Here is a 22,392-nt window from a genome sequence, read left to right on the forward strand (position 1 = left end):
TGGCCCGGCTGTGTGCCGTTTTTAACCCAGCCTCGATGAGGATATTCATCATGTTCAACCTGGAGGCACTGGACCTGGCGCGAATTCAATTCGCGTTCACGGTTTCGTTCCATATCATCTTTCCTGCCATCACCATTGGCCTGGCGAGTTTTCTCGCCGTGCTCGAAGGGCTTTGGCTCAAGACCCACAACGACACCTATCGCGACCTCTACCATTTCTGGTCGAAGATCTTTGCCGTCAACTTCGGCATGGGCGTGGTGTCCGGCCTGGTCATGGCGTATGAGTTCGGCACCAACTGGAGTCGCTTTTCCGACTTCGCCGGCAGCATCACCGGTCCGTTGCTGACCTATGAGGTGCTCACGGCGTTCTTCCTTGAGGCTGGCTTCCTCGGGGTCATGCTGTTCGGCTGGAACCGGGTAGGGCGCGGGCTGCACTTTTTTGCCACGGTGATGGTGGCGATCGGCACATTGATTTCGACCTTCTGGATTCTGGCGTCGAACAGCTGGATGCAAACGCCGCAAGGTTTCCAGATCGTCGATGGTCGGGTGATGCCGATGGATTGGCTGGCGATTGTGTTCAATCCGTCGTTCCCGTACCGGTTGGCGCACATGGCGATTGCCGCGTTCGTCGCTACCGCGTTTTTCGTCGGCTCGTCGGCGGCGTGGCATTTGCTGCGGGGCAATGACACCCGCCAGGTGCGCAAAATGCTCTCGATGGCGCTGTGGATGGCGTTGATCGTGGCGCCGATTCAGGCGGTGGTGGGTGATGCTCACGGCTTGAACACGCTGGAGCATCAACCGGCGAAAATCGCCGCGATTGAAGGGCACTGGGAGAACGCCGACAACGGGCCAACGCCGTTGGTGCTGTTCGGCCTGCCGGACATGCAGGCCGAAAAAACCCGCTACGCCGTGGAAATCCCCTACCTGGGCAGCCTGATCCTGACCCACAGCCTGGACAAACAGATTCCGGCGCTCAAAAGCTTTGCGAAAGAGGACCGCCCCAACGCGACGATTATCTTCTGGAGTTTTCGCGTGATGGCGGGCCTTGGCATGTTGATGATTCTGGCCGGTTTGCTCGGGCTCGCGTTGCGTCGCAGCGGTGGCCTCTATCGGCATCGCGGCTTCCTGCGATTTGTGATGTGGATGGGGCCAAGCGGCCTGGTCGCGATGCTCGCCGGGTGGATCACCACCGAAGTGGGCCGCCAGCCATGGGTGGTGTACGGATTGTTGCGCACGGCCGACGCGGCTTCTCACCATTCGGTGGCGCAGATGAGCGTCTCGTTGGCGCTGTTCGTGGTCATCTACTTTTCGGTGTTCACGGTGGGCATCGGCTACATGATGAAACTGGTGCGCAAAGGGCCGCAGCCGCATCACGAGCATGCCGCGGGGAACACTTTCGGTCAGGTCGTCACGCCACGTCGACCGCTGTCCGCCGACGCCGAAAACCTCGACACCGACGCCCGCGTCAATTGAAGAAGAGGAATTGAGTCATGGGTATTCAAGGTATCGATCTCTCGCTGATCTGGGGCGTGATCATCGCCTTCGGCGTGATGATGTACGTGATCATGGACGGTTTCGATCTGGGGTTGGGCATCCTGTTCCCGTTGATCCCGGATGAACGGGAGCGCGATGTGATGATGAACACCGTGGCACCGGTCTGGGATGGCAACGAGACCTGGCTGGTGCTGGGTGGCGCGGCGCTGTACGGCGCGTTTCCGCTGGCGTATTCGGTGATTCTGGAAGCGCTGTACCTGCCGCTGATATTGATGCTGTGCGGGCTGATTTTTCGCGGTGTCGCGTTTGAGTTTCGCTTCAAGGCCAGCCCGCAAAAGCGTCACATCTGGGACCTGGCGTTTATCGGTGGCTCGCTGTTGGCGACGTTCGCCCAAGGCGTGGTGATCGGTGCTTACATCGCCGGCATCCCGGTGGTTGATCGACAGTTCGCCGGTGGCACGCTGGACTGGCTGGCACCGTTCCCGTTGTTCTGCGGGGTGGGGTTGATCGTCGCTTATGCGCTGCTGGGCAGCACCTGGTTGCTGGTCAAGACCGAAGGCATGCTCGAATCGCGGATGCGCCTGTTCACGCGTCCGTTGGCCTGGTTGCTGTTGGCGGTGATCGGCGTGATCTGTATCTGGACACCGATCCTGCACCCGGACATCGCGACGCGCTGGTTTGCCCACGCTCACCTGGTCGTGTTCGGGGGCCTGGCGCTATTGGCCGCGCTCGCGTTCTTCGGCTTGCTCAGCACCTTGCGCCGGCGCCACACCCACTGGCCTTTTGTTTTTACGCTGGCGCTGGTGTTCCTGGGGTACATCGGTCTGGCGTTCAGTATCTGGCCGAACATCGTGCCGCCCTCCATCAGCTTGTGGGCCGCGGCTTCGCCACCCACCAGTCAGTTGTTCATCCTGATCGGGGCCTTGTTCATTCTGCCGATCATCCTGATGTACACCGTCTGGAGTTACTACGTGTTCCGCGGCAAAGTGAGGATCGGCGATGGCTACCATTAAACCGCGACAATCAGAACCCGCGCGCTGGTATCGGCGCCTCGGCTGGCTGGTGCTGATCTGGCTGGGCAGTGTGCTGGCGTTGGGCGTCGTGGCGGGGGCCTTGCGATTGTTGATGCATGCGGCAGGGATGAACTCGCACTGACCCTTTAAAGAAACAACCCGGATCGCCGTCATGGCGGTCCGGGTTTTTTGCTGTTGCCGGCGCGCGTTTACGGCGTACCGAACATCGCCGTCCAGTAAATCCCCGAATCACTCTTCGGGTCCACCGCATATGCCGCGCCCAACTCCTGGTATTGCGGGTTCATCAGGTTGGCGCAGTGACCGGGGCTGGCGACCCAGCCATCGACCACCTTGCGCACGGTGTCTTGCCCGGCCGCGATGTTCTCACCGATCTGCTGGCCGCCGTAACCCGCCAGTTCTGCCCGATCACCCGGCGTGCGGCCATCGCGATCCTTGTGGTCGAAATAGTTGTTGTTGGCCATCGACCGCGAATGGGTCTCGGCGGCCGTCGCCAATAGGGCGTTCCAGGTCAGCGGCGTGGCGGCGGCGAAGGATTGCGTGCCGCACTGGCGCGGCCGACCACGTGCGACATTGAGCTCGGCCAGCAGTTTCTGGCCTTCGGCCTGCCAGTCGCCCAGGCGTGCACTCAACAGTGGACGGGCCAGCACAATGCGCCATTCACGGTCCTGGCGGCTGACTCCAATGTCGACGAATTGCGGGTCCAGCACGATCTGGCAAAAGCTCTCCTGGATCGCTTTCATCGCCGAGGCCGCATCACGCGGCCCGGACAGGCTGATCGCCTGCACATTCTTCATCGGATAATTCGCGGCGACCATGGCCTGTTGCAGATTGACCATGCTGGTGGCGGACAACGCCAGCCGCGGATCAACTGCCAGCGGCGGCAGTTCCGCCGATACCTCACCCGCGCAACGCTGCACCTGGCTGCGGTAGTCGTTGATCGAATCGATCAGTTGTTTCTCGTCAGCCGCCAGCGCCTTCGCGGCGAACAGCAAGCCCAATGACAACGTGGCAAGACGCAAAACGGTTGACAGTACACGCATGGAAATCTCCCTTGATCTGACTGCGCCCATGATGCGCGATGACACCCCCGTGAGCGCAATGCCTTTTCGCGCCGAAATACAGGTTGTTGGCCGTCTGTCGGAATGAATTCTGGCAACTACAATCAAGCCATGTCGCCCGAAAGACGTGCTGTGCGTCGACATTTTGTTGCTTGAATCCAGTCCACTCAGAAGGGTCGATCATGCGATTAATCCGGATAGCAATCTGCTGTGCAATCACGCTACTCGGCGGCCAGGCATTGGCGACTGAACAGGAACAAAAAAAGGAAGTGGCCGAAAACAAGGCCGAAGTGCTGGAACAGAAAGCGGCGGAGAAGGGCACCGATCTGCCGGTGCCCAAGTCCGAAGCGATTACCACCTCCGAAGTGCAGGCCGTCGATCCGGCCGGTGCGTCACCGCTGGATGATGCAATCACTTGCCTGGCGCGCTCGATCTACTGGGAAGCCAAAGGCAAATCGTCCGCCGACATGGAAGCCGTCGCCAGCGTGGTCATGAATCGCCTGGGTCATGAGGGCTTTCCTGACACGGTGTGCGCGGTGGTCAAACAGGGTTCTGAAACGAAGAACTGCCAGTTTTCCTGGTGGTGCGACGGGCGTTCCGATCAGGTCCAGGAAGAAACCCAGTACGCGATCGCCAAGGAGATCGCGCGCAAGGCGCTCAACAAGCAGCTCAATGATCGAACCAACGGCGCGATGTATTTTCACGACCGCAATGTGAAACCCGATTGGGCCACGAAGTACATCAAAACCACTGAGACCAGCATGTTTCTTTTCTATAAACCCAAGGGTGGAGAGGCTCACTGACGGGTGTCATCTGGATGTCATCGAGCCCATGTAAACATTCCTGCAAACCGTCTTGAACGTTCAGCGGACCTGCGTCGGCTGACAGATGAATTTTGCAAGGAAGACTTCAATGAAAGGAGACGCCTCCCTGTTTGCAGCCATTGACCTGGGCTCCAACGCGTTTCGCATGATGATCGGCCAGTCGGTCAAGCGGAACCAGCAACTGGTGATCCAGGAAGTGAAGTCCCTGCGTGAGCCGGTTCGTTTGGCGGAGGGGTTACAGGGCGGCGAACTGGACGAAATGGCGCTGGATCGCGGATGGCAGGCACTCGCGCGATTTGGCAAAAAGCTGCGTGGCTTCGAGCCCGGTCGTGTGCGGGCGGTGGCCACCAGTGCGGTGCGCGAAGCTGACAATGCCCAGCTGTTTCTGGCCAGCGCCGAACGGCATCTGGGTTTTCGCATTGATGTGATTTCCGGGCACGAAGAAGCCCGATTGGTATACGCCGGCGTGGCCCATACGGTGCCCGGCATCGAGAGCAAGCGACTGGTTATCGACATCGGCGGCGGCTCCACGGAATTGATTCTGGGGCAGGGCGCTCAACCGCTGTTGACCGAGAGCATCGCCATCGGCAGCGGCACCTTTGGTGCGCGCTACTTTCAAGGCGGCCGCATCACCGCTCCGGCGCTGCTGGAGGCCGAGCGTGTCGCCACTCTGCAGTTCGAACGCGTGGCACGCCGTTATCGCACGCTGGGCTGGCAGCAGGTCATCGGTTCTTCAGGCACCGCACGCATGCTGGCCAAAGTCCTCAAGGCCAATGACTTGAACGACGATGGCCACAGCGGTATCACCTACAGCGGCCTGCTGCGCCTGTCGTTGCGCCTGCTGGAAGTGGGGCACGTCAAACAGCTCAGGCTGGCCGGTCTGCAGAGTCATCGCCTGAGCATCCTGCCGGGCGGACTGGTGCTGATGCTGGCGGCGTTCAAGGTCTTTGGCGTTTCGCACATGACACCGTCCGAGCCCGGCTTGCGGTTCGGCGTGTTGCACGGGTTGATGACCAGGCACTAGCGCCTGCAGGATGCCTGAGCGTCCGTTCGACATTGGCCGAAACCTACCACTTATTGTCTCGTGAGCCCGTGCGCTTCAATTCCAGCCCGCTGCACACTCCTTGCCAGGCACAGGACCCCTCCTGTGCATTCAGGGAGAAACCCGATGCCCCACAAAGGAAGCTGCCTCTGCGGCCAGATCACCTATGAGATCCGCGGTGAATTGACCGATATCCTCAACTGCCACTGCTCGATGTGCCGCAAACTTCACGCCTCGGCTTTCCGTACCCGTGCAAAGGTGCTGACGAAGGATTGGGTGACGTTGAGCGGGGCTGGACTGCTGACGTTTTACGAGTCGTCGCCCGGTGAGAGAAAAGGCTTTTGCTCGGTCTGTGGATCGAGTCTCTACACGAAGTTCGATGCCAATCCGCAGGTGCTGGGTTTTCCGCTGGGTACGCTGGACAGCGACCCCGGCGCGGCGGCGACGCGTCATGTGTTTGTCGCGAGCAAGGCGCCATGGTTCGAGATCACGGATGAGTTGCCACAGCTCGCCGAGTATTGATCTGACTGACGTTTCGTCGGCTCGCGGATACATTTGCGAGGTATTTTCAGACCGGGTGGAGGTGACAGGCGTACAGTGCAAGCTCGGCTGACCGGAAACCTGTCATGCCACCTTAAAGGTCAAGGGAGGCTGCCACCCGTGCACCAGATCGGTCTCATCGTTTATCCCGAATTTCAGGTATTGGGCCTGGCCATGTGTGCGGCTTTCGAAATGGCCAACGGTGCCGTCGACACGCCGATGTACAACATTACTTTGCTGTCCGAGCACGGCGGCACCGTGCCGACCTCTGCGGGTTTCGTCGTGGAGACCACGGCGTTCGACCCTCGTCCCTTCGACACGCTGCTGGTGATGGGCGACAACCTGATCCGTCCCGTCTCGCCCGGCATGGTGGAGTTTTTGCGCAGCGCCAGTCGGACCACTCGACGCCTGGGTTCCATTTGCACCGGTGCCATCGCGCTGGCCGAAGCCGGTTTGCTGGATGGCCGGCGGGCGACCACGCACTGGTGTCATGCGCTGGCATTGCAGCGGGCATACCCGAAAGTGAAGGTGGAAGAAGACCGGATCTTCATCAACGACGGTAACGTCTGGACCGCGGCGGGCATGAGCGCGTGCGTCGATCTCGCGCTGGCGCTGGTTGAAAATGACCTGGGCGCAGACGTAGCGCGGCGTGTGGCCCGGCAATTGGTGGTTTACCACCGACGTACGGGCGGGCAGTCGCAATTTTCGGTGATGCTCGAACTGGAGCCCAAGACTGACCGCATCCAGTCTGCGCTGATCTATGCCAAGCAGAACCTGAAGTCCGAGCTGTCGGTGGAGGCGCTGGCCAGCGCGGCCAACCTCAGCCCGCGACAGTTCAGTCGTGTGTTCCATGCCGAAACGGGTCAATCACCCGCCAAGGCTATCGAGAACCTGCGAGTGGAGGCCGCGCGTCTGATGATGGAAACCGGCCGGCATGCCATTGATGTGGTGGCGACAGAGACCGGTTTTGGTGATCGGGAACGTATGCGCAGAGCGTTCATTCGCGCCTTCGGCCAACCGCCGCAAGTCATTCAGCGCGCCAATAGGAACTGAACTGTAGGAGCTGGCTTGCTAGCGATGGCGATTTCACGTGCGACATCGTCGGAACGCCGAAAGCCGGCTCCTACCAGGTATCTGCATGGCGTAAAAGGTGGTGTATTCGACATTTAAGTCAGAATATTATTGCCGTAATTTGTATCTCGTAGAAACCCATTCCCCAACGAGATTACCGCCATGACCATCGTCAAAGCCGCCGCCGTCCAGATCGCTCCTGTGCTCTACAGCCGTGAAGGCACTGTAGAAAAGGTCGTCGACAAAATCCGTGAACTCGGCGAGAAGGGCGTGCAGTTCGCCGTTTTCCCGGAAACCATTGTGCCGTACTACCCGTACTTTTCCTTTGTGCAGGCCCCGTTCAAAATGGGCGCCGAGCATTACAAATTGCTGGACCAGGCCGTTGTAGTGCCTTCCGCAACCACCGATGCGATCGGTAAAGCCGCGAAGGAAGCCAATATGGTGGTGTCCATCGGCGTCAACGAACGCGATGGCAGCACCCTCTACAACACTCAGTTGCTGTTCGATGCGGACGGCACCCTGATTCAGGCACGGCGCAAGATTTCGCCGACCTATCACGAACGCATGATCTGGGGCATGGGCGACGGTTCCGGCCTGCGCGCCACCGACAGCGCCGTTGGCCGAATCGGCCAACTGGCCTGCTGGGAACATTACAACCCGCTGGCGCGTTACGCCTTGATCGAAGACGGTGAACAGATTCATGCCTCAATGTACCCGGGGTCATTTGCCGGCCCGCTGTTCACCCGCCAGATGGAAGTCAGCATCCGCATGCACGCGCTGGAGTCGGCGTGCTTCGTGGTGAACTCGACGGCCTGGTTGTACCCGGAACAGCAGGCGCAAATCATGGCCGACACCGGCTGCGAGATCGGTCCTATCTCCGGCGGTTGCTACACCGCGATCATCGATCCGCAAGGTGAGGTCGTCGGTGCACTGACCGAAGGTGAAGGCGAAGTCATTGCTGACATCGACTTGTTTCAGATCGAAATGCGCAAGCGCCAGATGGATGGCCGCGGTCACTACAGCCGCCCGGAAATCCTGAGCCTCAACATCGACCGCACGCCCCATCGCCATGTGCATGAACGCAACGCTCAACCGACGCTGGCCGGCACTTCACAAGCTGAAGAAGTGTGATCACGGCTTGCCGGCGAAGGCGTCGTTGAAATCGCCTTCACTGGCAAGCCATGCTCCTACGGTTCGGGGAGGTGGATCGAGATCGAGGGCAGACGCCAATCCTGTAGGAACACGGCTTGCCGGCGAAGGCGTCGTTGAAAACGCCTTCGCTGGCAAGCCATGCTCCTACGAAAAGCGGTCAGGTCTTACAGTTCCATACCCAGGAAGATCAACGTATTGCCATGGGCCTCGGCCGCTGCACGCTGGTTGTAGCTGTCGCGATGCGAGCAGTTGAAGCCATGTTCGGCTTCCGGGTATACGACGATTTCCACGTTATCGTTGTTGTCGAAGCGCTCGGCGATTTTCTCGACGGCTTCCAGCGGAATGTGGCTGTCCTGTTCACCGAAATGCATCAGCAGCGGCACTTCGATCTCATCGGCACGGTCGAGTTGGTTCTGGATGCCGCCGCCGTAATAGGCGATGGCCACGTCCACCAGGCCGTTGGCGGCGGTGTGGTACGAGAGCAGGCCGCCAAAGCAGTAACCGATGGAAGCGATCCCGCCGTCCAGGCCCGGGTGGGCTTTCAGGGCGTCGATGGCCAGCTCGATGTCCTTTTGCGCCTTGCCGACATCGGTGGCGTTCATCAACTCGACTGCGCGTTTCCAGCCGGCTTCGTCGTAGGTCAGTTCGATACGGTGGCCGCTGCGCCAGAACAGGTCCGGCGCGATCACCAGGTAGCCGTCGGCGGCGTATTGCTCGGCGACGGAGCGGATGTGTTCGTTGACGCCGAAGATCTCCTGGATCAGCACGATACCCGGGCCTTTCCGAGTATGCGGAATGGCCAGGTAAGCGCCGAATTTACCTTCGGCGCTGTCGATCTCGATCCATTGGGTGGTCACGCTCATGGTGGCTCCTGTCTACGCAAGTGAGGTGGGAGGTGCAGCATGCCACATTAACATTTCAGCGATTGTTGCGACGCCAGAAGAATCGGGCCAGCAACGTATCGAGGCTGAGCTTGCCGGCACCCGAGAGCAACAGCGGCATCAGGGCGGCGAGGTAGATCAACGGCAGTTTGAAATTGCCGAACCCCTTGTTGCTGATGGCATAGCCCTGGGCAAGCTCACTCAATGTAGACCAATCGGCCGGCCAGTGAACGGCTGCGGTCGCCACGATAGTCACCACGATCAGCACGACGGCGGAAATCCGTGTGCCCAGTCCGACGAAAATGGCGAGGGCGCAGATCAGTTCGGCCCACATCGACAGCTCCCAGTTCAGCGCGGCCGGCACGTGATCGAAGGGAAACGGGAAGCGGTCCTGGATGTCGGCGAACCAGTTTTCGCCATTCCACTTTTCAAGGCCCGACTCGAAAAACTCCCAGGCGATGAACAACCGCAAGGTCAGAGGGGCGAGCCAGCTACCGGCACGATCAAGGTTCAGGTGCAGGCCTTTCACGGCCGACGAGATTGCAGCGTTCATGGACTTGGTCTCCGTTCAGTCAGGGATGCGGGGCTCGCGGCCCCGCGCAGGGGTTACTCGCTGGCGCCGCACTTGCCTTCGCCGCATTTGCCTTCAGCCGGTTTTTCAGCGGTGTCCGCGTGGGCCTGGCTGTAGCCGTGGGTCAGTTGTTTCATGCTGAACGCTTCGGACTCGGAAGCCGACGCGACGTTGGACAGGGCCAGGCCACCCGCAATGATCAGGCCGAGGGTCAGGGAAGCAGTCGAGAGCTTGAACATGGTGATACTCCGTAGCATTGAGTGAGTTGAGCGCTTTGATCGGCTGAGCCAATCGACAGGCACATTTCATCAATCGGGTGTATCTGCGATGTGTCGCGGGTGCGGGGTTTTATGGGCGGGGTGTGTCAAAAACGGGGCTGTATACATGCTGATACACAGACAACACAGATCCCTGTGGGAGCGGGCTTGCTCGCGAATGCGGTGTGTCAGACACATCAATGGTGACTGATACACCGCATTCGCGAGCAAGCCCGCTCCCACGGGGAGCAGTGGTGTTTATGAGATTGTGTTCAGGCAATCTGTGATCCGCTGCTGACGGCCAGCGTCTAGCGTCAGTGTCCCCGCAATCCCATGGGGCGAGACTTCGGAACCCGGCATGCAAGCGCTGTTGAACGAGATCCTTGACGCAGTTCGTCCCCTGATTGGCCAGGGCAAGGTGGCTGACTACATTCCCGCCCTCGGCACCGTGCCGGCCAACCAGTTGGGTATTGCGGTGTATGGCAATGATGGCGAACTGTTTTGCGCCGGCGATGCCCATACGCCGTTCTCGGTGCAGAGTATTTCCAAGGTCTTCAGCCTGGTGCAGGCCATCGACCATTCTGGCGAAGCCATTTGGCAACGCCTGGGCCACGAGCCTTCCGGCCAGCCGTTCAATTCGCTGGTGCAACTGGAGTTCGAGCGCGGACGCCCGCGCAATCCGTTCATCAACGCTGGCGCGCTGGTGATTTGCGACATCAACCAGTCGCGTTTTGCCGCCCCGGCGTTATCGATGCGTGATTTCGTCCGGCGCCTGTCGGGCAACCCGCAGGTGATGGTGGACGGCAAGGTCGCCGAGTCCGAATACCAGCACCGTGCGCGCAATGCCGCCATGGCCTACCTGATGCAATCCTTCGGCAACTTTCATAACGATGTCGAAGCGGTGTTGCGCAGCTATTTCAGCCATTGCGCCCTGCGCATGAACTGCGTGGACCTGGCCCGGGCGTTCTGCTTCCTGGCCAACGATGGTTTCTGCAAACACAGCGGCGAGCAGATCCTCAGCGCTCGCCAGACCCAGCAGGTCAATTCGATCATGGCCACCAGCGGCCTCTACGACGAGGCGGGCAACTTCGCCTATCGCGTCGGCCTGCCCGGCAAGAGCGGCGTGGGCGGCGGGATCGTCGCGGTGGTGCCGGGGCAGTTCACGGTGTGCGTCTGGTCGCCGGAACTGAACAGCGCCGGCAACTCACTTGCAGGCATGGCGGCGCTGGAGTTGCTGAGCCAGCGGATTGGCTGGTCAGTGTTTTGAGCGATTCGAGCGGGTGGGGTTAATGACGCTCCAGGAAATTTGCTATACATTTTCCGACCGCCCCTTGCATGGTGAAACCGTTTCATGTCTCTCGCGCTCGAACGTCTAATCGCTGGCACGCCAATTCCTTTCGCTGGTAACCGCGTCACTGTGGTCAGCCCCGAACTGGCCTTGCGCTTTCAGCCCGGGGACCACCTGCTGGTGGAGCAAGTCAGCGGTGAGTTGCTGCTGATTCCCGTTGCGGACCAGAAAGCGGCGGCGGTAGCGATCGAGCGGGCCGAAGCGGCATTTACGGCGATGTCCGCCGTACCGGATCAGGCGATCAGTGAGTTCTTTGATTGCTTTGCCCGGCGCCTTGAAGATCAGGACTGCTGGGACTTGATCGAGGCTGCCAACCTCGCCGACATCGAGTGGGCCAAGTCTCGTGGACGCTCGACCACGCGGTTGCTGGCCGATGAGCGCATGCGCCGCGACATGATCGCGGGCCTCAGGGCCTGGCGCGATGCGTCGGCCACGCGTGGCAAAGTGATGAGTTGCGTCGAGCATGACGGCTGGAAAGTCGAGCAGGTGGTTTCGCCGCTGGGTATTGTCGCCTTCGTCTTCGAAGGCCGGCCGAATGTCTTTGCCGACGCCGCTGGCGTGTTGCGTACCGGCAACACCGCTGTGCTGCGCATCGGCAGCGACGCCCTGGGCACGGCGAAAGCCATCGTCACCCATGCGTTGAACCCGGCATTGAGCGACGCCGGTTTGCCGGTAGGCGCGGTGTCGCTGGTGGAAAGCGTCAATCACGCCGCCGGTTGGGCGATGTTCGCCGACCGGCGTCTGTCGCTGGCGGTGGCCCGTGGTTCGGGGCGTGCCGTCAGTCAATTGGGCAGCATTGCGCAGCAGGCCGGCACCGCCGTCAGCCTGCATGGCACCGGTGGCGCCTGGCTGATCGCCGACAAGGACGCCGACGCCCAGCGCTTTGCTGCCGTCGTGCGCAATTCCCTGGACCGCAAAGTCTGTAACACCCTGAACGTCTGCCTGATTCACCGCGACCGCGCCGCCGAACTGGTGCCGCTGTTTCTGCACGCCCTGAAACAGGCCGGTGCCGCTCGGGAGGAAGGCTGCAAGCTGCACATCGTCGAGGGCAGCCAGCCGTTCGTGCCTTACGATTGGAGGAACGCAACGGTCGAGGTCTGCCGCGCCGAAGGTTATCAAACAGAAGCCTTGGTCGAACCACTGCCCGAAGATCAATTGGGCCGCGAGTGGGAATGGGAAGAAACCCCGGAAGTCAGCCTGAAGATCGTCGATGACCTGGACAGCGCCATCGCCTTGTTCAACCGCTACAGCCCGCAATTCACCGTGTCGTTGATCAGTGAAAATGCCGAGGCCCAGGACCGTTTCTACAACGCGGTCAACGCGCCGTTTGTCGGCAACGGCATCACCCGTTGGGTCGACGGTCAATACGCGCTGAACAAGCCCGAACTGGGGCTTTCGAACTGGGAGAGCGGCCGCCTGTTTGCTCGCAGTGCGATTCTCTCGGGAGATGGTGTGTTCACGATTCGCAGTCGCATGACGCAGACCGATCTGTCGGTCAAACGCTGAGTACCCCCGACCGCAGGCGCAGGCCGCACTATAATTTAGGGTGTCTGCGTCTGTGTTTCGAAAGAGGGGCCGCCATGAAAAATCATTCCTTAGAGCATTACTCTCATCAACTGGGAATAATCGCGCACGACGCGTGGCTGACTGCTCGGGTGAAGTCGGCCCTGGCGTTGGCCGATCCTCCCCTTAGTCTGCAAGTCCATGTCAAAACACTTGCAGGAACGGTGGTGTTGAGTGGTCGCGTCAATACCCATAAACAGTGTGAGCAGGCCGTTGCGCTGGCCCGCACGGTGAATGGTGTCAATGAAATCGATGCCAGGGAATTACTGACTCACGTGTTCACGCCCGGAAGCGTTCCAACACCGCCGAACGCCGAGGAAAACCCGGAGATCCGGCCATCATCGTCAGGCAAGCCGGACGACAAATGAAGCTGGATGCAGCGCTTCCGTGAACCGGGGGCGCTGCATCGGGTGCCGACATGGATCAAGCCGCTTCCATCGCTTTGCCGTTCATGGCGCAGGTGGTCGGGTGTTCGACCAACGACACGAACGTGCGGCTGTTGGCATCCAGCGCATCGATCGAGCCGGTTTCAATGTCGTAGACCCAACCGTGCAGGTTCAGCAGGCCTTTTTCCTGAGCCAGCCGCACGCTCGGGTGGGTCTGGATGTTGGCCAGTTGGGCAATCACGTTTTCCCGTACCATCGAACTCACTTTCGCCGCGTCGCTGGCGTGAGACCGGGATTCGTTGATCACTTTCGCTGACTCGGCGTGTTGCAACCAGGCGCTGACGGCGGGCAGGTGGTCCATGCATTTGCACGAAGCGACGGCGGTCATGGCGCCACAGTCCGAATGGCCGCAGATCACGATGTCGGTGACCCCCAGTACGGCAACCGCGTATTCGACCGTGGCCGATACACCGCCCGGGTGCGGGCTGTCGGAGGGCACGATATTGCCGGCGTTACGGATCACGAACAGTTCGCCGGGTTCTTGCTGGGTCAGCAGTTCCGGCACGACACGACTGTCGGAACAGGTGATGAACAACGTGCCGGGGTGTTGCGTAGTGGCCAGGTGTTTGAACAGGTCGGTGCGTTGCGGAAAGGCTTCCTTCTGGAACTTCAAAAAACCTTCGATGAGCGTTTTCATTGCAATGTCCTCATGAGTGAGTCGGGTTGGGCCCGCACAACGGTGCGGGCCGATATCCACTTAGAAAGGACGCAGTGGCAGGAATTTGCCGTCGAGGGTGATCACGGCGCGGGAGCCGCCTTCCGGGTCTTCGACTTTCTTCATGTCGAGCTTGAAGTTGATCGCGCTGATGATGCCGTCGCCGAATTGTTCATGAACCAGGGCTTTCAAGGTGGTGCCGTAAATCTGGATCATTTCGTAAAAGCGGTAGATGGTCGGGTCGGTCGGGACACCCGAGAGGCTGCCGCGCAGCGGGATGATCTGCAGACGGTTAACGGTGTCGGCGTCCAGGTCGAGTTTTTCGCCAATCACTTTGGCGGCGGCTTCCGGCAGTGGATGTTGACCGAGCAGGGCGGCGGTGACGTAGGCGAGGCCAAGGCCGGTGCCGTCGGTCAGGTCCTGCCAGGACAGGTTTTTACGCGCCTTGGCGTCGAGGATCGACGTGGTCAGGGCCAGACTCGGGTCGTTGTAAGCGTGGGACTGTTGCATGGGGTTTCTCCTGTCGGCGTGGTGTTGCTTGGGTGTGAAGCCATCTTCTGCCGATTGATTCATAGCGTCCAAGATCGATCTACAATGCGTTGCATAAGTCCTGCCTATAGGTTGAATCCTGATGCTGCTCCGACATTTGCGTTATTTGCTGGCTGTCGCCGACCACGGCGGTTTCACCCGTGCTGCCGAAGCGTTGCACGTGTCACAGCCAACCTTGTCGCAACAGATCCGCCAACTGGAAGAGACCCTGGGGGTGAGTCTGTTCGACCGCACCTCGCGCACGGTCAAGCCGACTGACGCGGGCGAGGCCTACATCGAGTGCGCAAGGCGGGTACTGGTGGAGCTGGAGGCGGGCAAACGGGCGCTGCATGACGTGAAGGATTTGTCCCGCGGAACGTTGCGGCTCGCGATGACGCCGACCTTCATGGCGTATCTGGTCGGGCCGTTGGTGCGCGACTACGTGGCGCGGTATCCGAACATCCACCTGCAGATTTTCGAGCTGTCGATGGATGACATCGAAGCCGGGCTGCTGGATGACTCACTGGACATCGCCATTGCGTTCAATGAGGTCAGGAGTGCCGACATCGAGTCGATCCCGGCCTTTACCGAGACGCTGGGGGTGATGGTGGGGCGGGATCATCCGTTGTATGAAAGCCCTGTCGCGTTATCCGCTGAAGCCGTGGCTCAGCTGGAGTTTGCGTTACTGGCGCCGGACTTCGTCACCCGCACCCGTATCGATGAGTACTTCGCTCAAGAGCAGATCACGCCAAAAGTGGTGATCGAGGTGAACTCGGTGAGCACGTTACTGGAAGTCATCCGGCACACGGCCATCGCCACCATCCTTCCGGAGGCCATCGCGACTCAGGAGCGCGCGTTGCACAGGATTCCTTTGCAGGGTGAGGCCCCCAAGCGCGGGGCTGCGCTGCTGCGGCGCAAAAACAATTATCACAGTGCGGCGTCGGTGGCCTTTATGGAACTGGTATCGGGAGCAGCCGAGACGTCGAAATCAGTCATCCACTGACTCGCACACACCATTGGGGGCCTTGCCGATGGAGGTCACGGTCACCGAGTCGTCATCGGCCAGGACGATGGACAGCGTAATGCCGGAGCCCTTGGCTTCGAAGCGGCGATCGTTGATGGCTTTGGTTTCGGCTTCCTTGTTGTTGATCAGCACCGGCCCGTCCTGATCCGCCTGGACGAGGAACTTGCCGGGGCACTCCACCACGAAGGACGGGACGCCCGTGACGCTGTTAGCCTGAGCAGCACTCGTCGTCAGCAGCAACAGCAGGAATTTCAGGTTGATTTTCATCGCAAGTCTCCAGAGACCAACAGCGGATACGTTTAACGATAGCTTTGTTTGGCACAGTGGAGACAAACAAAAAGGCCCCGCTCGAATATTCGAGCGGGGCCTTTTTATTGTGTTGGATTATCAGTAGAACCGGTCAATCACCCGAACTTCATTCTGGTTCTGCATCGAGGCCCAGGCCTGTTTCAGCGTTTGCAGAACATTGCCGATGAAGTCCTTGTCGGCTGCGGCTTTCTTGCCGACATAGCCTTGGCCGCGACGGTACATCTTCAGTCGGGCCAGCAGGTTCTGGTTGTTCTGGTCGAACTCGGCTTCATGGGCATGCGGCGACAGGCAGTCGATATGCACCTGGCCCGACTTGCTGATCCACAGGATATGGCTGTCGTGGCTGTCTTTTTGCGCAGCGAACATACGAGCCAGTTCATCGATGGTGGGTTGATTGTTCAGATTCATATAAAGCCCCTTGACCATTTGGTGATCTTTCAAAGTTGATTCGCTAATACAGGTAGCCCATCGGTTAGTTGATCCCTGGCACCGAAACCAGGACGTCAGCGGTCGGCCGTCGAAATGACGGGGTCTCGCGTCTGTTGCATGTAGTCGTGTTGAATAACTGCTACGCAATAGCGTCACAACGAAGAGAAGCAGCGATAACCTTCGGGCCACTACCGACGTTTTCAGGGTCGGCCACAAGCTTCATGAGGATTGATCGCCAGCGCTTCTCGTCCTTGTACTGGACGTTCGGGCCAGGTCAGCTTCTTCAATCTGCCTTGTGGGCAGCGTGTATCCGGGAAAAACAGCTCGGCGGTCAGACGAGCTTGCTCAAACATGTTGCCGTACTCCCGATCGGGGAGATGTCTGCATCATGCAAGGGCAAATCGGAGGCGTCAACGGTTTTGTAGTGATTGTTTTCAAGCACTACATATTGTCGGACAAAGCTGTTTGGAATGAGAAAGCGGAACCGGAAAGCGTCACTCAGGACGATGGGGGTGTGCTTTGGAAGCGGTAAAAGGTGCAGGGGAAATCGTTCACCGGCTGCTGATGCCGTGTGTACTCACCGCCGGTGAGATCGTCAATCACGCTCGCCCAGAACAAACGCGCGGGCTGATTGGCGTCGATGTGCAAAATCTGCCATTGACCGGGGAGCTGGCTCAAGAGGGTGGAAGCGACAAACGTCGCGACACCTTGGCCACGAAAGCGGCGGCTGATGAACAGATAGCCAATGTTGTACTCGGCCCCGGGAAGGTGGGTGTGATCGTCCACGGTCACGAAACCGGCCAGTTCCCCATCGACCTTGATCAGAAAGGGGCGGGTGGCAGGGTTTCGCCAGTAATCCTGTTGGTCCTGGATATTGAAGAAACCATTTGCGCCGAGTTTCAGTGGCAGCCATTCACTGAAGTCGTGCAGATAGAACTGCATCAGGTTTTCAATGGTTTCCAGTTCATCACGCTGTGCGGCGTGCAGTTCAATCGAGGGCATGCGGGGCGCTCCTGATGTCACCGGTTCTGATGAACAGTAGACCATCGCTCGATCACGCCTTGCTTGCCGGTTTTGCCGCGCGCTTGCTAGCGGTCGCGGGTTTGCGCTTGGTCGGTTTGCGTTTGTTTTTCCATGGCGCGGCACTGCGCCCGGCAGGGCTTGCGGGGCCGCTGATGGTCAGGCTGAGGCCGGCACAGCGGGCAACCTGCTTGCTCATCCACGCGGCTTGTTTGGTGACGAACTCTTCCAGGCTCATTTCGCCGCTTTGCACCATGTCCAGCGCCTGTTCCCAGATCGCCGTGGTGCCCGGATCGGCAATGGCGCGTGGCACCGCATCGATCAGACTGAAAGCGGCCGGCGTCGCGGCCAGGGCCTTGCCGTTCTTGATCAGGTAACCACGGTCAAGCAAGCCCTGAATGATCGAGGCGCGGGTGGCTTCGGTGCCGATCCCGGTGGTGTCCTTGAGCTTTTGCTTGAGCAGTGGATCTTCCACCAGTTTGGCGACGTTCTTCATCGCCTTGATCAGGTCACCTTCGGTGAAGGGTTTGGGCGGTTGGGTCCAGAGGTCCTTGAGCTTCACGTCGTCCACCGCGCATTCACGACCTTCAGTCAGTGTCGGCAATGTTTGCGGCACCGGTGCTTCGCGGCCCTTGGCCGGAGCGAGGGCCTCGGGCAGGGCGCGCTTCCAGCCAGGTTCGATGATCTGCTTGCCGACGGCGCGCAAGGCTTCACCGGCACAGTCGAAGTCGGCCTGGGTCCGGTCGTATTCATGATTGGGCAGAAACTGCGCCAGATAGCGCGCCCGGATCAGGGTGTAGACCGCGCGCTGCTTGCCCGCCAGCCGATCAAGGTTTTTTGCCGCGGCAGTGGGGATGATGCCGTGGTGAGCGCTGACTTTCGCATCGTTCCACGCCCGTGAGCGTCGCTGGGGCTCCAGGTGATCCTGCAAGGCGTTGAGGGCCGGATCAGCCTGCCTCAACGCTGCCAGAATACCTGGCGCTTCGCTGTGTTGACTGACCGGCAGGTAGCCACAATCGCTGCGCGGATAGGTAATCACCTTGTGGGTTTCGTAAAGCGCCTGGGCGATATCGAGTGTTTCCTGAGCGCCGAGGCCAAGTTTCTTCGAGCAGACCTCCTGCAAGGTGCCCAGATCGAACGGCAACGGTGCCACTTCTCGCATCCGCTCGGTGCGCAGCCTGATCACCCGGGCACTCGCCGCGCTGCCAATGGCTGCCGCCGCGTGTTGCGCCAGCGTCTGGTTGAGGCAGCGATCCTGATCGTCACACGCGTCGGAGGCTGCACGCCACTGGGCGGTGAATGCGGTGCCATCGTGCAGCAGTTGCACGTCGATGGCCCAGTAAGCCACCGGGACGAAATCGGCAATGCTACGGTCGCGATCCACCACCAGCCGCAGGGTCGGCGTTTGCACCCGGCCGACCGGCAACACACCCTGATAACCGGACTGGCGCCCCAACAGCGTGAACAACCGGCTCATGTTCATCCCGATCAGCCAGTCGGCCCGTGAGCGGCCCAGTGCCGAATGATAAAGGCTGAACGTCTCCGCTCCCGGTTTCAGTGCCGCCAGCGCCTTGCGGATCGACGCATCGTCCAGCGCCGACAGCCACAACCGCTGGATAGGTCCGCGATAACGGCAATGCTCCACCAGTTCCCGGGCGATCATTTCGCCCTCACGGTCGGCATCGGTGGCGATCACCAGGTCATCAGCCTCGCCGAGCAAGCGCTTGACGGCTTTGTATTGACTGGCAGTGCGCGGTTTGACGGTCATTTTCCATTTGTCCGGAATGATCGGCAGATCCGCCAGCACCCAGCGCTTGTAGCGTGCGTCATAGGCATCCGGCGGTGCGGTTTCCAGCAGATGGCCGATGCACCAGGTCACTGTGACGTCCGTTCCCAGCCAGCAGCCGTCGCCGCGACGCCGGGCGCCGAGCACGGCCGCAATGTCTTTGGCCTGGGAAGGTTTTTCACAGAGGTACAACCGCATAACCACCATCGTTCATCAGCTGCCGGGAGGTGCACAGAATGGCGGCTGATGAGCGATGGAGCAATCTTTATCTGTATGGATGTACAGCTCGTGCATTTCGATTCATTGCAACGGCGTCAATCATCCCCCTGCAGGAGCGAGCTTGCTCGCGATGACCGACAGAGCGCCGCGGTTCGTCATGTGCCCCGCATTATCGTTCACGTCCATCGCGAGCAGGCTCGCACACATCAGTAGTTTAGGTTAACCACCGGCTGCGCGAGTCTGGCGCCGGGTGCCAGTCGAAGAATGGTCAGCAAAACACTGGTGATGATGTTGATGTCATTGTCGAACCCACCGTGAGAAGTGTCCGCCTTGACGCCCGCGCCGTAGTTCATCTTTGGCTCGTTGAAAATATGCAGGGTTTGCGCGAATGCGTCTGGCAGCCCGCGACCGGTTGTGGCGAAACCGCTCGGAATGCTGTTGCCCCAGTAAAAGCGGTTCCATTGTTCGGTCATGTTTCGGGCCGCAATGTTCCATACCGCCAGATCGGGGTCGCTGAAGTTCTGGCAGTTCCCGTCGAGGCTGCTGGCCATGCCCAGCAGTGGCATGCGTTGCAGTTCTTCATAAGCCCGGGAAACCAGGTAGAGCAGTGATTTGTGGTAGGCGCCAATGACGTTATCCGTCTGTTCGCGCTGGTCGGACATCAGGTAAATATGGAAGTCCTTGCGCTTGAGCCCGCCGTCTTCGATGACTTTGCGGTAGGTCTGGTTAGCGAAATCGAGGGTGCACGCCGGGGCCATCAGCGTCGATGTCTCGGTCGGCAACGTTCGGACCCACAACAGGCGGATCAAGTGGCCGTTGATCAACGAGCCGGCAGAATGACCAATCAGATGCAGCTCGACTTTTTTCGGGCCCAGGTCGTCGACCAGTTTTTTCAGGTTGTCTGCCATCTCCACCAAGCCCCGCGGAGTGAAACCCGTAACGGCAGCGGCTTCGGCGTTCTGCTTCATCTGGCTCCATTGATCGCCACCGGGTTTTTTGGTCGCCAGCTCGACCGTGCGATCAAGGCCTTCTACGGTTTTGTCCTTGATCAGCTTCAATACGTCGCTGACGCCGCCGGCATCAAACACGCCCGGCAGGGTGTCCTGGATGATATCCGCCAATGTTTCCAGCGCTCCGGTGCGCCAGGTCACGAACAGTGGATAGATTCCGTTTTCGAGGAAGTAGGGCGCCATCGCGCAAATCCGGTTGATGGAGTCCTGTTCGGAGTTGAGCCCGCCATGGGCCACAATGGCGATGCGTAATACGGCAGGTTTGCTGGACGCGGGCAGTTTCTCGAACCAGGTGCGTGGCGCTTCGTAGACGATCCGTTTGACTCCCGCCCGGACGTTTTCCACGTCCGTCAGCCGGGGGCCGATGCTGCCGTTGTTTTCCATGACGATGGTCAGGCCGTACGCCTGATCCTTGGTCAGCAGCGCGGGCCCTTTGCGTTCTGAATCGCGGGTGCTGGCGGTGAACAACGAAAAGCCCTCGCGCTTGGCGATGGAGCTCGTCAGGGCGTTGCGAAACGGTGATTGCACATCGGCCCTGGCACGTGACGTGCGCGAGTTTTGGGAGAGCCCGCCATGTTCGATCGGTACGCCGAGGGCCACGGTCCAGGCATCGGTACCGTTGGCCAGCCAGTCTTCGAACGTCAGGATGGCGAACCCCGAAAATCCCCAGTCGGTCGACCAGGAGTTCTGCACGATGAAGCCTTGACTGGTGTAGCCGATCAAGGCAAAGGCATGACCGCCCTGATTGTTTGCCGAGCACTTGATCACAGGCAGTTGCGACATGCTTTCGAACGCCGCCACTGGGCTTTTTCTGCCTTTGGGTCGCATCAGCGCCCAGCCCTGATGCACATTGGCTGAGACGTAAAGCGCACCGGCTTCGTAAAGCGCCGCCATCATCGCGGTGACATCGTCCTTCTCGACGCGGTAGTAAACCCCCAGCGGCCGGGTCACGGCATCGGCGGCCCAATTCTCGGCCGGCGCCTCGAACGCCGGGGCCGAACCATCAGGCTTGACGGTGTAGGGCCACAGTTCCTGCGCGCAGACGCCATGTTTGTGCCAGCCTTTCAACGCGCCCCGGCAGCTCGACCCCGAGTAATCCTCGCCGGGCCATTCGTCATACAGTTTGGCCAGATGATAGAGCTGGCGCGGGCTGGTTTTGGTAGACGCGCGGTCCCGTCGCCACAACAGAAAGTTGACCACCGCCGCCAGGCCAAACCCGGTGCACGCGCCTTCGCTGCCCTGGAACAGCACCATGTCTCTGGCCAGATACCCCGAGAGTTCGGCGGCGATGTCTTTGTCGGCGGGCCAGGAGGGCGGTAACGATTGAATACGTGGAGTGAACAGGCGATCACGCAGATCGAGGCGATCGGGGCGTGCATCGAGGGTGATGATCGTTTGATCGAGGGAAAATCGACTGGCCGGCATGTTGGTGACCCTCAGGTTTCTGAGACTCGAACCCCCACACCACGACGACCTGACTGCGAAGCAGGGATGTCAACGGTGCTATTGATCGTAGACGATATTTCGGTGCAGTTGAGCCGTTGGTCTATTCGCGGGCTACAGACGGATAACCGTCAGGGTTCCCCCGTTCGGCTGTGAAGGCGTCGTGATGACGAAATCTGGGTTATACCTGACACAGTTGTGTTCTCAAGTGTTGGGGCCGCTGCGCAACCCGTCGCGGACATCGGATCGCCGCATCGCACGCTCCTGCAGGTTTATCATCGTCCCGAGGAACGCATTTCATGAAAAGCTCCGGTCCCAGTCCTGTCATCACCATCGCCGAGCAACCCGGCACCCTGCTGGTGAAGTTTCACGATATTCAGGTGGCCGCGTCCACCCGCGCGCTGGTGCTGCTGGAGGCCAATTATCCTCCGGTGTATTACGTCCCGCGGGAGGACATCGACGAGCAATATTTTGCCCGCACCGATCACACGAGCTATTGCCCTTACAAGGGTGACGCGAGCTATTTCAGCCTGCAGGTTACGGGGCATGAGGGGGCCAATGCAGCCTGGAGCTATGAAAACCCTAAGGTGTCGGTAGAGCAGATCAAAGGTTACGTGGCGTTCTATCCCGATCAAGTCACGTTCGAGATTCTGAAAAACGTCGAATGATGGAAAACGCCCTGCAGTGAC

24 protein-coding genes are annotated in these 22,392 nt (G+C 59.9%); 13 read left to right on the forward strand and 11 right to left on the reverse strand.

Annotated elements, in window-relative coordinates:
• The first annotated feature begins 50 nt into the window (after window positions 1-50).
• From FBY04_RS13135 to FBY04_RS13145, 3 genes are read left to right on the forward strand one after another with little or no spacing between them, the layout of a single operon-like run.
• Window positions 51-1,472: a cytochrome ubiquinol oxidase subunit I gene (locus tag FBY04_RS13135; RefSeq protein ID WP_084321674.1), complete on the forward strand. Its 1,422-nt coding sequence runs from the start codon at window positions 51-53 to the stop codon at window positions 1,470-1,472.
• 17 nt (window positions 1,473-1,489) lie between these two features.
• A complete protein-coding gene (cydB, locus tag FBY04_RS13140) occupies window positions 1,490-2,506 on the forward strand; it encodes a cytochrome d ubiquinol oxidase subunit II (protein WP_145315478.1) in 1,017 nt (338 codons plus the stop codon).
• The gene (locus FBY04_RS13145) at window positions 2,493-2,648 is read left to right on the forward strand and encodes a DUF2474 domain-containing protein (protein ID WP_084321676.1); all 156 of its coding nucleotides are present in this window, start codon (window positions 2,493-2,495) and stop codon (window positions 2,646-2,648) included. The genes cydB and FBY04_RS13145 overlap by 14 nt, the downstream gene beginning before the upstream one ends.
• A 67-nt stretch (window positions 2,649-2,715) precedes the next feature.
• Here the strand turns inward: FBY04_RS13145 and FBY04_RS13150 are convergent, their stop codons facing one another.
• Window positions 2,716-3,567 carry a CAP domain-containing protein gene (locus FBY04_RS13150; RefSeq protein WP_084321677.1) on the reverse strand — a complete coding sequence of 284 codons (852 nt, stop codon included), beginning with the start codon at window positions 3,565-3,567 and terminating at the stop codon, window positions 2,716-2,718.
• 200 nt (window positions 3,568-3,767) lie between these two features.
• Here FBY04_RS13150 and FBY04_RS13155 point away from each other — a divergent pair, with 200 nt between their 5' ends.
• The 5 genes from FBY04_RS13155 to FBY04_RS13175 all read left to right on the forward strand — a co-directional run bounded on the left by FBY04_RS13155 (window position 3,768) and on the right by FBY04_RS13175 (window position 8,193).
• A complete protein-coding gene (locus tag FBY04_RS13155; protein WP_084321678.1) occupies window positions 3,768-4,388 on the forward strand; it encodes a cell wall hydrolase in 621 nt (206 codons plus the stop codon).
• A gap of 109 nt (window positions 4,389-4,497) precedes the next feature.
• Window positions 4,498-5,433 (forward strand): Ppx/GppA family phosphatase, encoded by a 936-nt coding sequence (locus FBY04_RS13160; RefSeq protein ID WP_145315479.1) that lies wholly within the window; start codon window positions 4,498-4,500, stop codon window positions 5,431-5,433.
• A 144-nt stretch (window positions 5,434-5,577) separates the two neighbouring features.
• A complete protein-coding gene (locus FBY04_RS13165; RefSeq protein ID WP_084321680.1) occupies window positions 5,578-5,973 on the forward strand; it encodes a GFA family protein in 396 nt (131 codons plus the stop codon).
• Between the two features lie 138 nt (window positions 5,974-6,111).
• Entirely contained in the window at window positions 6,112-7,044 is a 933-nt protein-coding gene (locus FBY04_RS13170; RefSeq protein WP_145315480.1) for a GlxA family transcriptional regulator, read from the forward strand.
• A gap of 180 nt (window positions 7,045-7,224) precedes the next feature.
• Entirely contained in the window at window positions 7,225-8,193 is a 969-nt protein-coding gene (locus FBY04_RS13175; RefSeq protein ID WP_084321682.1) for a nitrilase-related carbon-nitrogen hydrolase, read from the forward strand.
• Window positions 8,194-8,378: 185 nt separating this feature from the next.
• Here FBY04_RS13175 and FBY04_RS13180 read toward each other — a convergent pair whose 3' ends face one another.
• From FBY04_RS13180 to FBY04_RS13190, 3 genes are read right to left on the reverse strand one after another with little or no spacing between them, the layout of a single operon-like run.
• On the reverse strand, window positions 8,379-9,077 hold the full coding sequence (locus FBY04_RS13180; protein WP_084321683.1) for a dienelactone hydrolase family protein: 699 nt from the start codon (window positions 9,075-9,077) through the stop codon (window positions 8,379-8,381).
• A 55-nt stretch (window positions 9,078-9,132) separates the two neighbouring features.
• Window positions 9,133-9,648 (reverse strand): DoxX family protein, encoded by a 516-nt coding sequence (locus FBY04_RS13185; RefSeq protein ID WP_084321684.1) that lies wholly within the window; start codon window positions 9,646-9,648, stop codon window positions 9,133-9,135.
• 53 nt (window positions 9,649-9,701) lie between these two features.
• The gene (locus FBY04_RS13190) at window positions 9,702-9,905 is read right to left on the reverse strand and encodes a hypothetical protein (RefSeq protein ID WP_084321685.1); all 204 of its coding nucleotides are present in this window, start codon (window positions 9,903-9,905) and stop codon (window positions 9,702-9,704) included.
• A gap of 376 nt (window positions 9,906-10,281) precedes the next feature.
• Here FBY04_RS13190 and glsB point away from each other — a divergent pair, with 376 nt between their 5' ends.
• The 3 genes from glsB (at window position 10,282) to FBY04_RS13210 (ending at window position 13,202) form a co-directional block, all read left to right on the forward strand.
• On the forward strand, window positions 10,282-11,190 hold the full coding sequence (glsB, locus tag FBY04_RS13200) for a glutaminase B (RefSeq protein ID WP_084321686.1): 909 nt from the start codon (window positions 10,282-10,284) through the stop codon (window positions 11,188-11,190).
• 84 nt (window positions 11,191-11,274) lie between these two features.
• A complete protein-coding gene (locus tag FBY04_RS13205) occupies window positions 11,275-12,777 on the forward strand; it encodes an aldehyde dehydrogenase family protein (protein WP_145315481.1) in 1,503 nt (500 codons plus the stop codon).
• A 74-nt stretch (window positions 12,778-12,851) separates the two neighbouring features.
• Window positions 12,852-13,202, forward strand: a complete 351-nt coding sequence (locus FBY04_RS13210; protein WP_084321688.1) for a BON domain-containing protein — start codon at window positions 12,852-12,854, stop codon at window positions 13,200-13,202.
• A 55-nt stretch (window positions 13,203-13,257) separates the two neighbouring features.
• Here FBY04_RS13210 and FBY04_RS13215 read toward each other — a convergent pair whose 3' ends face one another.
• Together FBY04_RS13215 and cynS are read right to left on the reverse strand one after the other, a co-directional pair.
• The gene (locus FBY04_RS13215; RefSeq protein ID WP_145315482.1) at window positions 13,258-13,917 is read right to left on the reverse strand and encodes a carbonic anhydrase; all 660 of its coding nucleotides are present in this window, start codon (window positions 13,915-13,917) and stop codon (window positions 13,258-13,260) included.
• 60 nt (window positions 13,918-13,977) lie between these two features.
• Entirely contained in the window at window positions 13,978-14,445 is a 468-nt protein-coding gene (gene cynS, locus FBY04_RS13220) for a cyanase (protein WP_084321690.1), read from the reverse strand.
• A 121-nt stretch (window positions 14,446-14,566) separates the two neighbouring features.
• Here cynS and cynR point away from each other — a divergent pair, with 121 nt between their 5' ends.
• On the forward strand, window positions 14,567-15,466 hold the full coding sequence (cynR, locus tag FBY04_RS13225) for a transcriptional regulator CynR (RefSeq protein ID WP_145315483.1): 900 nt from the start codon (window positions 14,567-14,569) through the stop codon (window positions 15,464-15,466).
• Here cynR and FBY04_RS13230 read toward each other — a convergent pair.
• The 5 genes from FBY04_RS13230 to FBY04_RS13250 all read right to left on the reverse strand — a co-directional run bounded on the left by FBY04_RS13230 (window position 15,452) and on the right by FBY04_RS13250 (window position 21,685).
• On the reverse strand, window positions 15,452-15,754 hold the full coding sequence (locus FBY04_RS13230; RefSeq protein ID WP_145315484.1) for a hypothetical protein: 303 nt from the start codon (window positions 15,752-15,754) through the stop codon (window positions 15,452-15,454). The two genes, cynR and FBY04_RS13230, sit on opposite strands and share 15 nt — an antisense overlap.
• Before the next feature lie 120 nt (window positions 15,755-15,874).
• A complete protein-coding gene (locus FBY04_RS13235; protein WP_031319009.1) occupies window positions 15,875-16,204 on the reverse strand; it encodes a hypothetical protein in 330 nt (109 codons plus the stop codon).
• Between the two features lie 519 nt (window positions 16,205-16,723).
• Window positions 16,724-17,227 carry a GNAT family N-acetyltransferase gene (locus tag FBY04_RS13240; RefSeq protein ID WP_145315485.1) on the reverse strand — a complete coding sequence of 168 codons (504 nt, stop codon included), beginning with the start codon at window positions 17,225-17,227 and terminating at the stop codon, window positions 16,724-16,726.
• A gap of 52 nt (window positions 17,228-17,279) precedes the next feature.
• Complete coding sequence (locus FBY04_RS13245) at window positions 17,280-19,229, reverse strand: DNA topoisomerase III (RefSeq protein WP_084321695.1); 1,950 nt, start codon at window positions 19,227-19,229, stop codon at window positions 17,280-17,282.
• A 227-nt stretch (window positions 19,230-19,456) separates the two neighbouring features.
• Entirely contained in the window at window positions 19,457-21,685 is a 2,229-nt protein-coding gene (locus FBY04_RS13250; RefSeq protein WP_145315486.1) for a C1 family peptidase, read from the reverse strand.
• A 317-nt stretch (window positions 21,686-22,002) separates the two neighbouring features.
• Between FBY04_RS13250 and FBY04_RS13255 the strand changes: the two genes are divergently transcribed.
• Window positions 22,003-22,371 carry a DUF427 domain-containing protein gene (locus tag FBY04_RS13255; RefSeq protein ID WP_084321697.1) on the forward strand — a complete coding sequence of 123 codons (369 nt, stop codon included), beginning with the start codon at window positions 22,003-22,005 and terminating at the stop codon, window positions 22,369-22,371.
• Window positions 22,372-22,392: the final 21 nt, after the last annotated feature.

Source organism: Pseudomonas sp. SJZ080 (genome assembly GCF_007828295.1).
Lineage (GTDB): Bacteria > Pseudomonadota > Gammaproteobacteria > Pseudomonadales > Pseudomonadaceae > Aquipseudomonas > Aquipseudomonas migulae_A.